Annotated in this window: 11 protein-coding genes and 1 pseudogene; 3 read left to right on the top strand and 9 right to left on the bottom strand. The window is 60.8% G+C overall.

Annotated features, from left to right (window positions below):
- Positions 1-6 precede the first annotated feature (6 nt).
- The 3 genes and pseudogenes from NQ050_RS02330 to NQ050_RS02320 all read left to right on the top strand — a co-directional run bounded on the left by NQ050_RS02330 (position 7) and on the right by NQ050_RS02320 (position 3,964).
- Positions 7-2,106, top strand: coding sequence for a DEAD/DEAH box helicase (locus NQ050_RS02330; RefSeq protein ID WP_257037653.1), 2,100 nt, complete (start codon positions 7-9; stop codon positions 2,104-2,106).
- 489 nt (positions 2,107-2,595) lie between these two features.
- Positions 2,596-3,369, top strand: a pseudogene (locus tag NQ050_RS02325) (ABC transporter ATP-binding protein); the annotation flags it as partial.
- Positions 3,341-3,964, top strand: coding sequence for a histidine phosphatase family protein (locus NQ050_RS02320; RefSeq protein WP_257037652.1), 624 nt, complete (start codon positions 3,341-3,343; stop codon positions 3,962-3,964). The pseudogene NQ050_RS02325 and the gene NQ050_RS02320, both read left to right, overlap by 29 nt.
- Here the strand turns inward: NQ050_RS02320 and NQ050_RS02315 are convergent, their stop codons facing one another.
- The 9 genes from NQ050_RS02315 to putP form a co-directional block, all read right to left on the bottom strand.
- The gene (locus NQ050_RS02315) at positions 3,965-4,627 is read right to left on the bottom strand and encodes a response regulator transcription factor (RefSeq protein WP_257037651.1); all 663 of its coding nucleotides are present in this window, start codon (positions 4,625-4,627) and stop codon (positions 3,965-3,967) included.
- A complete protein-coding gene (locus NQ050_RS02310; protein WP_257037650.1) occupies positions 4,624-6,090 on the bottom strand; it encodes a cell wall metabolism sensor histidine kinase WalK in 1,467 nt (488 codons plus the stop codon). Before NQ050_RS02310 ends, NQ050_RS02315 begins: the two co-directional genes overlap by 4 nt.
- Entirely contained in the window at positions 6,080-6,484 is a 405-nt protein-coding gene (locus tag NQ050_RS02305; RefSeq protein WP_257037649.1) for a hypothetical protein, read from the bottom strand. Before NQ050_RS02305 ends, NQ050_RS02310 begins: the two co-directional genes overlap by 11 nt.
- Before the next feature lie 105 nt (positions 6,485-6,589).
- On the bottom strand, positions 6,590-7,816 hold the full coding sequence (locus NQ050_RS02300) for a glycerate kinase (RefSeq protein WP_257037648.1): 1,227 nt from the start codon (positions 7,814-7,816) through the stop codon (positions 6,590-6,592).
- A 35-nt stretch (positions 7,817-7,851) separates the two neighbouring features.
- Complete coding sequence (locus NQ050_RS02295) at positions 7,852-9,336, bottom strand: SLC13 family permease (protein WP_257037647.1); 1,485 nt, start codon at positions 9,334-9,336, stop codon at positions 7,852-7,854.
- Positions 9,333-10,091 carry a hypothetical protein gene (locus NQ050_RS02290; protein WP_257037645.1) on the bottom strand — a complete coding sequence of 253 codons (759 nt, stop codon included), beginning with the start codon at positions 10,089-10,091 and terminating at the stop codon, positions 9,333-9,335. The genes NQ050_RS02295 and NQ050_RS02290 overlap by 4 nt, the downstream gene beginning before the upstream one ends.
- A gap of 319 nt (positions 10,092-10,410) precedes the next feature.
- Positions 10,411-10,878, bottom strand: coding sequence for a DUF2269 domain-containing protein (locus tag NQ050_RS02285; protein WP_257037644.1), 468 nt, complete (start codon positions 10,876-10,878; stop codon positions 10,411-10,413).
- A gap of 55 nt (positions 10,879-10,933) precedes the next feature.
- Complete coding sequence (locus tag NQ050_RS02280; protein WP_257037643.1) at positions 10,934-11,539, bottom strand: HNH endonuclease family protein; 606 nt, start codon at positions 11,537-11,539, stop codon at positions 10,934-10,936.
- Positions 11,540-11,624: 85 nt separating this feature from the next.
- On the bottom strand, positions 11,625-13,202 hold the full coding sequence (gene putP / locus NQ050_RS02275; protein WP_257037642.1) for a sodium/proline symporter PutP: 1,578 nt from the start codon (positions 13,200-13,202) through the stop codon (positions 11,625-11,627).
- Positions 13,203-13,254: the final 52 nt, after the last annotated feature.

The raw sequence follows: 13,254 nt of genomic DNA, 5'->3' as shown, positions 1-13,254 counted from the left end.
TAGGCAATGAGCATTACCGATAACGCCTCCAGCGGCGAGAATGAGCTGGAAATTAAGATTTTGTCGGAATCTCAGGAAACTTCGCAGGTAGACGAAGGCACCACCGAAGATGTGGCTGCCGTTGTAGACGACTCCAGGGTTGCGAACACTTCTGAGGCCGCCGGCTCCGCTGAAATTGAAGCGGACAACGACGATAAGAACGAAGAAAAGGTTGACTCAGAAGGTGCTGCAAGCCCTGTGGATGAGCGAGTCGATCGTGAAGAGGAAAATGGGTTTGAGGCGCTCGGCCTCCCATCCAAGGTGCTGAAGGCCGTTGCCCGCGTGGGTTTTGAAACGCCTTCCCCCATCCAGGCGCAAACCATCCCAGTGTTGCTCGAGGGCAACGATGTGATGGGTCTCGCGCAAACCGGTACCGGCAAGACCGCAGCATTTGCGCTGCCAATTCTTTCGCGTATCGACGTCACCAAGCGCCACCCTCAGGCCTTGGTACTTGCCCCGACCCGTGAGCTTGCGCTCCAGGTGGCGGATTCCTTCCAGTCCTTCGCCGACCACCTCGGCGACATTCACGTGCTGCCAATCTACGGTGGGCAGGCCTACGGCATTCAGCTTTCCGGCCTTCGCCGTGGCGCGCAAATCATCGTGGGTACCCCAGGCCGTGTGATCGACCACCTGGAAAAGGGCTCCCTTGACATCTCTGAGCTGCGCTTCCTCGTGCTCGATGAAGCGGACGAGATGCTCAACATGGGCTTCCAAGAGGACGTAGAGCGGATCCTTGAGGACACCCCTGCCGACAAGCAGGTTGCGCTGTTCTCCGCCACCATGCCTAACGGTATTCGCCGCTTGTCCAAGCAGTACATGAACGACCCGCACGAGATTCAGGTGAAGTCTGAAACTCGTACAAACACCAACATCACCCAGCGCTACCTCTCTGTGGCGCACCGCAACAAGCTCGACGCCCTCACCCGAATCCTCGAGGTCACCGAGTTCGAAGCGATGATCATGTTCGTGCGCACCAAGCACGAAACGGAAGAGTTGGCGGAAAAGCTGCGCGCTCGCGGGTTCTCTGCTGCTGCAATCAACGGTGACATTGCCCAGGCGCAGCGTGAGCGCACCGTTGACCAGCTCAAAGACGGCCGTTTGGACATTCTGGTAGCTACCGACGTAGCCGCCCGTGGTTTGGACGTGGAGCGTATCACGCACGTGTTCAACTACGACATTCCAAATGACACGGAAAGCTATGTGCATCGCATCGGCCGCACCGGCCGTGCCGGACGCTCCGGTGAAGCAATCCTCTTTGTGACCCCTCGGGAACGCCGCATGCTGCGCTCCATCGAGCGCGCAACCAACGCCCGCTTGGTGGAAATGGACCTGCCCACCGTGGACGAGGTTAACGAGTCACGCAAGGCCAAGTTCGCTGACTCCATCACCGAATCCCTCGAAGATTCGCAGGTAGACGTGTTCCGTGCCCTGGTGAAGCAATACTCCGAAGAGCATGACGTGCCACTGGAGGACATTGCTGCAGCACTGGCGACCCAAGCCCGGGCGGGAGACGAGTTCCTCATGAAGGAGCCTCCGCCGGAGCGTCGTCGCGAGCGTGGTGACCGCGGTGACCGCTTTGAGCGTGGTCGTGGCGATCGCGGTGACCGGTTTGATCGTGGTGATCGCGGTGATCGTGGTGGCCGCCGTGACCGTGGTGATCGTGGTGACCGTTTTGATCGGGGCAACAAAGACCTTGCCGTTTACCGCCTCGCGGTGGGCAAGCGCCAGCATGTACGCCCAGGAGCAATCGTGGGTGCGCTCGCCAACGAGGGTGGCCTGAACAACAAGGACTTTGGCCGCATTGTGATCAATGTGGACCACACCTTGGTGGAGTTGCCAAAGGATCTGCCACGCCACGTGCTGGACAACCTTGCAGATACTCGTATCTCCGGCCAGCTCATCCACATCGAAAAGGACCCATCGGGCCGTTTGCCTGAGCGCAATTTCGATCGTGCTGGCCGAGGTGACCGTGGTGATCGCGGTGGATACCGCGGTGATCGTGGTGGCCGTGGTGGGTACCGTGGTGATCGCGGTGATCGCGGTGGCCGCCGTGAGTGGCGCGACTAGAAGTACCCCGGCGATTCGGTTCTTTGGCTGAATCAATTGCCTTAATCCCCACCCGTTGAAGTGTTAAAGCTTTGGCGGGTGGGGATTTCTCATGGGCGGGGGAGAAATTGGGGTGATTTTGGAAGCGGGAATCTGTTGGTCGACATTTAAAAGTCGATAGGACAGAGCGTTGGTCGATAGGACGCCGGATTTTGGGGGAAATCGGGTCCTATCGACTTTTGCCTATCGACCAACGCGTCCTATCGACCAACGGACCCAACGAACCCAACGGACCCGCAACCCCCTCCGCACTCCTTGAACTCGGGGGTACCTGCTTGTTGAACGGCAGGTGACGTGCCTCCAGCGGGTTTGTCTTGCAATGTTGCGTAAAGGTGAATGATTTTCAACACCAAGTCTGATTGAAAAGTAAATTGCAAAACTTACCCTGCGTGCAAGAACTTTTGCATTTAGGTTGTTGGCTGTGAGTTTCCAACAGCGAGTAAGCAGCGCACCCATGAGGTGCTGGCGTTGCTCGGCATTGATCATCTCGCGGCGCGCTACCCAGGTGAAATCTCCGGTGGCCAGCAGCAGCGTGTGGCCATCGCCCGCATGATCGCCCCAGAACCCAAGGTGCTGTTATTCGATGAGCCTTTGAGCAACCTGGACGCTAAACTGCGTGTGGAAACCCGCGCCGAGCTCTCCCGCATCCACCGCGCAACTGGAGCTACCTGCGTATATGTGACGCATGACCAAGTAGAAGCAATGGCAATGGCAACCCACATCGCCCTGATGCGCGAAGGCAAAATCGCCCAGTTTGGCACTCCGGAAGATCTGCTGGAACGCCCCGAAAATGCTTTCACCGCAACCTTCATTGGCATCCCGGCCGCTAACGTCTTGGAGGCGCACGCCCACGATGGCACCCTTACCGTCGCGGGTGAGCACGAGGTACCGCTGGTCGGTGATGAACAAGGCCCAGTTCAGGCGATGTATCGCGCCACCAGCGTCCGCGTGTGCACCCAGCAGGCCGCGGCGAGCGGTGGGGAAGCGGCGAATGGCCAACGGGGGATCGTCGGAACGCTCGTGGACCAAGTGCCAATGGCTGATCGCTGGGTCATTGGTGTTGAATTGCACAATGGTACTCGCGTGACAGCAGCGCAGGAGCAGCGCGTGCATGCCCTCAATGGCCAGCAGGTGAGCGTCTTCCTCGATGCCTATCCAGACGCGCTGTTTGATCAGGAAGGAGAGGTGATTTGGCATGCATATTCTGCTGATTCGGCACGGTGAAACGCTCTGGAACATCGAACGCCGCCTCCAAGGGCAAACGGACATCCCGCTCTCTGACACCGGTCGGACGCAGGCTCAGGCACTCGCTGCGCTCGTAAAGCGTTACGACGTACGCCAGGTCACAACCTCCGGCCTCGCACGCGCGCAAGACACCGCCCGGGAACTGGGATTTCACACTTTCACCGCAGACCTTCAACTCAACGAGTGCTACCTGGGCCAGTGGGAGGGACAATACGCTGCAGATATTCGCAGCACGCAGGGTGCTGATTACAAAGCCTGGCGCGCCGGAGATTTTGACCCACCGGGTGCGGAAACATTGGTGGATTTCCGCGCTCGTGTGTTGCGTGGTGTGGATGCGGCAGTGGGGCGTGGCCTTGCCGCGCACTCGGCGGATTCGCCGGTGCCAGCTATTGCCATCGTGATGCATGGCGGTGTAATCCGCGCGGCTTTGCGCGCCTTGGTGGGCCTGGAGCCCTCGCAGGTGGTTGCGCCGCATCCCGCGAGCCTCACGGTGCTGAAGCTCGACGGCGAGAAGCTGCTACTGGAATGTTACAACTTGCGCCAACGCGTCTATTCCAGCGCCAGCAGGCGGTAGTTAATCTTTGAATCGGTAGCCCGAACCGCGCACGGTTTCCACGCGGTCGGCACCGATTTTCTTGCGCAGGGTGCGGATGTACACGTCCACCACGTTGGAGCCTGGGTCAAAGTCCATGCCCCACACCTGCCCTAAGAGCTGGGCGCGGGACAGGATGTGGCCGGGGTGGCGCATCAGCGTTTCCAGCAAGCCGAGCTCGCGGCGGGAAAGGTCCACCCATTTGCCGTCCACTTCTACGCGGTGGGTCTTCAAATCTAAGGTGATCCCGCCGCGGCTGAGAGTGTTTGCTCCGGTTGGGGTTGGGGTGTCGCGCAGGCGCAGACGAACTCGAGCCAGCAGTTCGGCGAACTGGAAGGGTTTGGGCATGTAGTCGTTTGCCCCGCCCTCGAGGGCTTTGATCCGGTCATCCAGTCCGGTGCGGGCGGTGAGCACAATAATTGGTAGTTCGTTGCCCAGGGATCGCAGTTGCCCCAGCACCTCCGTGCCGTCCAATCCCGGCAGGCCGAGGTCAAGCACCATGAGCTGGTATGCCCCGGAATGTGCCAGGCCCAAGGCAATGGGTCCGGATGGAGCGAGGTCCACGCTGTACCCTTCGGCTTCGAGGCCGCGGGCGATGAACTCCGCGATGCCTGCGTCGTCTTCCGCAATCAGGATTCTGCTCATTGTTGCTCCTCGTTCGGGGTGTGCGTGGGAATGGTGATGCCAAAAGTGGAGCCCTCGCCGGGCGTGCTTTCAGCCCAGGCATTGCCACCGTGAGCTTGAGCGATGGCTTGCGCAATGGCCAACCCCAACCCTGAGCCCTGCTTCTTGGCGGCGTCGGAATCGCCCTTGTGGAAGCGCTGGAACAGTGTGGGCAGCGCCTCGGCGGGGATGCCCTGGCCGCGGTCGCTCACGCTGAAGCTCACCCCGCCTTCCACCACGGAGCTGGCGAGTTGGATTGGGGTGTCCGGCGGGGAATACTTCACTGCGTTGCGCACGAACTCGAGCATGACTTCCGTGATGCGGTCGGGGTCGGCGAGCACGGTGGCCTCGGCAAATTCGCGGACCTGCACGCGGTTGGGGGCGAGCATCATTGCTTTGTCTTCGATCTCCAACACGAGGTCGGTGGCATCTACTTCGCTGAGGTTGAGGAAGGGCTGGCCGGCGTCTGCAACAGCAAGGGTGAGTAGGTCATTGACCATGCGGGTCATGCGGTCGAGCTCCTGGGTGCACAGCTCCACGCTTCGGGCGCGCTGCTCCGGGGTGGCGTGTTCGAGGAGCTCAAGATGGCCGCGAACCACGGTGATGGGGGTGCGCAGCTCGTGGCCGGCATCGTCGATGAACTCCCGCTGCACGGCGTATGCTTCCTCGATTCGGTCTAGCATTCCATTAAAGGTGCGGCTGAGCTGGGCAATTTCGTCATCACCACGGACGGGCACACGCCTGGTGAGGTCAGTTTCCGAGCCGGTGGTATCCGATGCGATGTCAGAGGCAACTTTTTGCAACTCGCGGACTGGGGTGAGCACCTGTGCAGCAACAACCCAGGCGATCACGGCAGCAAGCGCCAAGCCGACGCCCCCAAGACCCCACACAACCCGCGCCTGCTGGGAGAGCTGGTCATAGGCGGGTTGGGTGAACACCGCAATGACAAAATAATTGGGGTCATTCGTGCCAAAAGTGCTCACTTGCAGCTTCGCCCAATGCACACCGGGGGTGTCCGAGGTATCCGTAATACCGGAGCTCGCATTAGTTTCCATGATGGCCCGAACCAGTGTGGTCTCCTGGCTCAGCGTCTCCGGGCTCGTGGAGTTCGCGCTGCGGTGCTGCAACACCAGTTCGCCGTTGATGAGGGCAAACATGAGCTCGTCTTCACCCGGAATCTGCTGGCTGAAAAACGCCCGGAGCATGGACTCTGCGGTGCTAAACGGCTGGCCAGTTGTTGGGTCAATTCCCTCCGCACTGAACCGGCGAAACTCTTCAATCTCCTGCTCCACTGCCACGTTTGCTTGCGCATGGACCTCTCCGCGGCGCACGGAATCGAGCAGGTAAATCATGCTGCCCAAGACCAGGAACACCACGGCGAGGATCCACGCGGTGATGCGCCACCGGATGGAGTGGCGCATCTGGGTGATGGCGTTAGTCGTCATCAAAATCCCCGAAATCGTCTAGGTCATCAAAGTCATCGTCAAAGTCCTGGTACACCAGCGGCGGTTGCGGCACGATCACCTGCGGTGCTGGTGCTGGTGCTGGAGCTGGAGCGGGAGCCGGTGCGGGTGCCTGAGCTGGGGCTTGTGCAGGCACCGGGGTAGGGACAGCCACCGAACCCTGCCCATTATCCTGAGCATCGTCTTCAGTAGTGGAAGCACTAGTGCTGGTGGGCGCGGGCGAGGGTGGGGTGGTGCTGCCAACGGTGAGGGTTGCCGATGCAGGGTCGATCCGAGGTGCCTCGTGGGAACTGCTGAGTGCCGCTCCGGCGAGGGCCACCGCAATCAGCAGGACCAGGATGCCAACGAGGGGGATGAAGCGATTGAGTGCGGTCATGAGAATCTTCCTTGTGTAGTGGCCGCAAGTGGTTTGCAGCATAGCGTATTTGGGCTGAGGGTGGTTTGAAGCCCTCGGTTCTGGGGCTTCGGCGAGGATGGCGGTTTAGGAAGCTGCGATGACGCCGAGGCGGGCCAAAGTGCGCGTTTCCTGGCGGTAGGCCAGTACGCTGCCAAGTTGCAGCATGCGCATGGAGCGCTCGGCGGCGTCGGTGAGCAGCTTGCTGCCGTCACGGACCGCGTCTTCCAGTGCCATGGGGACGGTCATGATGGATTGAATCGCGGAGATTCCCACCTCGTGGACCCGCGGGGCACCCTTGCCCAGGGACCCGGCAATGCCCAGGACGGGGACGCCGGTGGACTGTGCACGGCGCGCGATTTCCGCCGGCACCTTGCCGTTGGGGGTTTGGAAGTCGATTGCACCCTCGGCGGTGATCACCAAGTCAGCGGCCGCGATCAAATCGCAGAGGCTTTCCGGTGCGGGGAGCTGTTCCAGCAGCACCTCGAAGCGGTTGTGCGCGGAGGCACCCACGGCGATGAGCCCCGCGCCAAGCCCGCCGGAGGCGCCGGAACCAGGGCCGCGGACGTCACCAGTGGGGCAGAAGGTGCTTTCCAGTAGTTCTGCCCAGTGTTCAAGGGCCGCGCCGAGCTGCTTGACTTGCTTCTTCGTTGCTCCCTTTTGGGGCCCGAACACCTCGGCAACGCCTTTGGGTCCGGTGAGCACGTTGTGCATGTTGCATGCCAGGGTGATGGTTGCCTCCGCGAGTCCTGGGTGGAGCTGGGATGTGTCCAATTGGTGGGCGTCGGAAAGCGCTTCGCCGCCCTGGGCAATTTCCTTGCCTTCTTTGTCTAAGATCTTGAGCCCAAGCGCGCGGAGTGCGCCGGCGCCGCCGTCGGAGGTTCCGGAGTCGCCGCAGCCGATGACGATGTTTCGGATACCGGAGTCCAGGGCGGCCGCGATGAGTTCGCCAACGCCGGTGGTGGTGGTCTTGCCAGGGTTGCGGTTATCGCGCGGGACCAGGGAGAGCCCGGCTGCGGATGCCATTTCTACTACGGCGGTGGGCTCTGCGCCGGTGAACTCCAGCCACTTTGCATTGACGCGCTTGCCTACCGGGCCGGTGACGCGCATTGGGTGCACCACGGTGTTGGGGCGCTCAGCGAGGAGGTCAATGGTGCCCTCGCCGCCGTCTGGGACGGGGAAGGAATCCACGCGCACGCCGGGGAGGACGCGGCGGATGCCGGCTGCGATCGCGTTGGCAACTTCAGTGGCGGAGAGAGACTCCTTGAAACCGGATGGGGCAACGAGGATGCGCTCTGGGAGGTACATGTTCATGATGGTCTTCTTTCTGTTTTGCGGGGGGGAGATTGTTAGAGGTGTATGGAAAGGCCCATTGCCGGCCAGATCCACAGTGCAAAGCCGATGAGTGTGAGCACATGCACCGGCATGATCAGCAGCGAAACTTTGAGCAGTTGTTTGGGGGTAAAGCTCGGGTGTTCGCCGTCTTCGCTGTAGAACACCGCTAGTGGTTTGGCGGAGCTTGGCAGCGTGTGGCAGAACCCCGCCGCCGCAGTGGAGATGAACGCCGCGGCTACTGGATTGACGCCCATGGCCGGGGCCACGGCGATGACCAAGGGGATGAGCACCGCCGAGCGGGCGGAACGAGACTGGATCACCAGGTGAGCCAGCGTGGACAGCAGAACCACCATGCCAACGAACAACACAACCTGGCGGCCCTGAGAGCTAGTGCCGGAACCGGATTCGGAATCGGGGATCTGTGAGAACAGGGCTTCGGCCAGTGCTTGCGCCGCACCTGAGGTTTGCAAGGCGGTGGCGATGGCCACGGTGGCTGCCATAAACAGCAGCAGGGACCACGGCACTTTCTTGATGGCCTTGTTCAGGTCCACCCCGCCGACCTGTGGGGAGGTGATCACCAGTGCGGCTACGATCGCCACCAGTGCGGGTGGGAGCCCGTGAAGCGACTCCGTGCACCACAGCACCACGGCGGTACACAGCACCGCGATGCAACGGATTTCCTTCACGGAAAACGGTGCGTGCGGAGCAAACTCCGCTTGGTTGAGCTCCAGCGGGGTGGAACGCTGCTCCCGGGTGCTCATGGCGAGCAGCATGATCTCCGCGGAGATATGGGAGGCCACCAGGGCGTATGGCAAGCCGTAGAGCATCCAGGAGGCAAAGCTAAACGGTGAAAAGCCGGCTTCGGCGAGCATTTGGTTGGTGATCAGGTGCGCGCCCGCCCCGATGAAGCTGGCCACCGCGCTGAGCAGCACCACGGAGGGCATGATCACGCTCAGCGCCACTGCGTACCACTGGTGCTTTTTGGGCAGCGCCGCGGCGATGGCCAGGAAGATTGGCAGCACCAGCGCCGCACGCCCGGAGGTGGCCGGCACCATGAAGGCGGTGACCACCAGCGCCAGGGTAATGAGGTGGAGCAAGACCCGTGGCGAGGTAATATCGGCGCACAACCAAGCGGTGATTCGCGGCGCCAGACCAGATGCACTGAGTGCGGCGGAAACGATGAAGGCGCCGATGAGGAGCCAGGTGGTGTCGTCGCCAAGGGGCGCGAACATGTCCTCCACGGAGATCACACCGACGATCACCAGCACGCATGTTGCGCCGAGGGCTACAAAAGTATCCGGAATAGGGGAGACGATCCACAGCCACACGGCCACCGCGAACACCGCTAGCGTGATACTTGCCTGTGCAGGAAGGCCCAGCGGGGCGAGCAGGATCGCCGCCACCAGCACAACCGCTACCAAGGTGAGCAGCGTGGTGCGGAGGTTGAAGGAGGGCAGTATCGACGGCGCCTGGGGGAAGGGGATGGTTGCGGTGGTCATGCGGAGTCACCGCCCGCAGGTGCAGCGTGGGAGGTGCGCGCATTGTGTAGCGCGACATTCACCACTGTGGCCAGGTCTTGGGTTTCGGCACCTGGGATGGAGGCGACGTCGATAGTGCTTCCCTGCGTGCTGGCTTTGATGATTTCTCCACGCAGTTTTCGCAGTGGAGTGAACACCGTAGCGCTCATCACCCATGCGAGCAGGGTGGAGATCAGCACTCCTACAGCCCCGATTGCGGAGACGATTGCGATGGTTCGTTGGATCGCTGCATGTGCCTGCGCGGTGGAGACAGCCACGATGAAGTCGGCCTGACCAGCGGGATTGTCCAGTGTCATCCGGGCCCAGTGCAGTTGCTCGCCTCCTTGGGTGCCCTCGCGCTGGTAGATGCCGGAGGTGCCCTGCATTGCGGCGACTTCTGCGGGCTGCAATTCGATGGGGGAGCCAGCGACGGTGAACACTCTGGCGCCGTCTACCCCCACCATGGCTTCATCGGAGCTTGGGATCTGCACCTGCAGGTACGCCTCTATCAGTTGCGCTGGTGCATGGGTGGCGGTGTTCTCCATAAAAGTTTGGAACTCTTCCACCTCCTGTTCCACCGCCGCGTTGGCTGCCTGGGATGCCTCAGCTTGCAGCAGAGTGCGGGTGGTCAATACCGTAGCCAGCAATGCGGCTGCGGAAGCGAAGGCGAACCACCAAATCAGGCGCTTGCGCAACTGCGGCACCTGCCTTGGGTCCGTTGCGGGAAGTGGGCTCATGGCTGTTGTCCTTCAGGTACTCGTTCATGTGATGTTCTGCGCAACTGGTGTTGTGCGTTCATGAACTAGTGTGAAAGACCCGCGTGAAGCCTCAATGAGTCCAAGATGAGAGTTCTTTCATCTTGTATTTGTGCAGGTAGAGGTGGGTTCTGTGGGTTCTGTGGGTTGCTTTCCCGAATGCTCCCTTCCCGCAGCCACGGTCCACTAACGCAAAAACCCGCGAGCTGGAAACTGAATGTTCAGTCCAACTCGCGGGGAGCAGTAAATACGGTGGGCAAGACGCCTCGGCGGAAGCGTTCGCCTGTGAGTTGCCGCCAGATTAGAGGAGCATCAAGATGGCCACGATTACCCAGAGCAGGGAGAAAATGCCACCAAACATAGAGAGCTGGGATTTCTCTTTATCCCAGTTATCCACGGTGTAGGCCTTAGCCTCTTGCTCATCTGCCTCCAGGATGCCGAGGGCACCGGCGAGCTTTTGCTGGCGGGGCAGGATCACGAACAGCAGGAGCGCCCAAGCGATGACGGACAGCGCGATAGAGGCGTGGAACTTGCCGTCAGACCAGTAGTCGCCGGTGAACATCACACCGAAGCCGATCAGTGGCACCAACAGGGAAAGGGTGCCGTAGGTGCGGGTAATCTTGAGCAGATTGCGCGCAGCGCCCTTGGCTTGCTCGCTGCCCTGGGAGGCCTCGTAGGCCCGGGCATGGAAGGTGGAAACGGCCACGGTAACAGGACCGAGGAACAGGATTGCTGCGATAACGTGCAGCAGGATCAACAAAGTACCCACAGGGGTTTGCCTTTCAGCTCTACATAAAGAATTTCAAATAGCCTTCAAGCCTACCTCATGGTGGCAAAATGCACTGGGAGTGCATAGCCTTGAGATCCTGTTCAGGCAGGGGGAGCCCGTAGGCCACCGCAACGGCAGCGAGCCGGCCCGCATACCAACACCTGCTGGAACGCTTTGGCGGCAGCCATTCGGAGGGCAGTTGATCTCCTTTGGCTTGGTTTTGCGTCCGGGAGACCGCGATGAGGTTGATGGGGTCATTTGCAAACCGGACCCGGAGTTCCTGCGGCCAGTGAGCTGCGCCGAGGTCCCAAGCCGCGGAAAGCGGAAAGACATGGTCTACTTCGATGCGCTCGTGCTCCTCGCCTATACCGATAACCACCCCTGAGTACGGGTCTTTTGCCCAACCTGCGGTGAGGGTACAGGCGCGCTGCTGGACGTCGGAAAGCGAGCGTTTCAGCATCCACACCCGAGTGTTGCAGGGGCCTTGGGGTGGCGTTGCCCAGGCCGCACCGAATTTGGTGCGCTCGTAGCCCGGAATCGTGGGGCGTGCTGCAACGGTGGAGACCTGCAGCATTGTCGGGTGCTTGCGCGCGATCGGGGGAAGCGACCACGCCGCAAGCAACACCGTGGCCACAACTAAACACAAAAAGAAGCGCCGCATACCATCCTTAGACGGTTACGGCGCCCGTTTTGGTTCCATCAGGATTGCAGCCGTGTAGCTGCAAAGTTGCGGCAGGTTTGTAACGCTAGAGCTGACCCTTGTCTTGGAGCTGCTTGGCCTCGGCGATTTCCATCTCAGGGTTGGCTTCAACCACGCGGGCAAGACGGGTAGCTTCCTCGAACTCGTCGAGCACTCGCTGCGCCGGCGGCTTGGTGGCCAGGGATACGAGCACCGTAACCAAGGCTGCGGAGATGAAGCCTGGGACCATTTCGTAGAGGGAGTCGGAAAGCGAGCTCATGCCCCACGCGAAGCTCACCAATGCGCCGGTGAGCATGCCCGCCACCGCGCCGGGGACGTTGAGGCGGCGCCAATACAGCATGAACAGCACCAGCGGGCCGAATGCCGAACCGAAACCGGCCCAGGCGAAGCCCACCAAGCCCAGGATGGAGTCGGAAGGATTGATGGCCAGCACGCCTGCCACAATGGCAACCGCCACCACCGCCGTGCGGGATAGGTTGATCATCACCTGCTCGGATGGCACCCGCTTGGTGAACACCTTGAAGATGTCCTCGATGAGGGAGGTGGAGGTGACCAGCAACTGGGAGGAAATGGTGGACATAATCGCTGCCAGCACTGCGGTGAGAATCAAGCCAGCGAGCAGTGGGTGGAACAGAATCCGGCCCATGTCCAGGAAGATCGTCTCAAATGCGGTGCGGTCCACAATGGAAATGTTGGGGTCTTGGCCAAAGAATGCCGTACCAATAATCGCCACGAAGGTTGCGCCGAGGATGGAAAGGAACATCCAGCCAATACCGATCCAGCGGCCCATCTTTGCGTCCGCCGGGGTGCGCAGCGCCATGAATCGCACGATGATGTGCGGCTGGCCAAAGTAGCCCAGGCCCCAGGCGAGGTTGCCAATGATCGCCGCCGCAGAAACACCGGAAATCATGTTGAAGTAGGTGGGGTTGCCCACGCCGTCGGTGTACGGGCCGTAGTCATTGTTTGCAGCCCAGGTCCAGATGGAGGAGGGATCATCAAGGTAGAGCAGCGCCATGATCGGCACGATGGTCAGGGAAAGGAACATGATTGTGCCCTGCACTGCGTCTGTGTAGCTCACCGCCAGGAATCCGCCAATGAAGGTGTACGCCACGGTGATCACAGCCACGATCAACATGCCGTCAATGTAGGAAGAGCCAAATGTGGACTCAAAGTAGCGGCCGCCGGACACCATGCCGGAGGACACGTAGAACGTGAAGAACACGATGATGATCAGCGAGCTGGCAATGCGCAGAACTCGCGAACGATCCTTCAGGCGATTCTCAAAGAAAGACGGCAGGGTAATGGAGTTTTCTGCCACCTCCGAGTAGGAGCGCAGCCTTGGCGCCACCCACTTCCAGTTCGCCCAGCAGCCAATCAGCAAGCCAATCGCGATCCACAGCTCGGACAGGCCGGTCACAAACAGCGCGCCGGGTAGACCCATCAACAGCCAGCCGGACATATCGGAGGCGCCGGCGGACATTGCCGCCACAAACGGGTTGAGGCCACGCCCAGCGAGCACGTAGTCGTCGTACTCATCCGTTTGGCGATAACTCCAGTAACCAATGGCGAGCATCACCGCCATGTAAATCACGATCGCCAAAATAAACCACGTATTTTGGGTCATTACATTCGATCCTTTCTCCAAGGGGACTTGCAGAGTGGACTTTCTCAAGTTC

Source organism: Corynebacterium sp. 122RC1 (genome assembly GCF_024580955.1).
GTDB lineage: Bacteria > Actinomycetota > Actinomycetes > Mycobacteriales > Mycobacteriaceae > Corynebacterium > Corynebacterium kozikiae.
The sequence above is the reverse complement of the archived record's forward strand: the minus strand, read 5'-3'. Positions and strand labels throughout refer to the sequence as shown.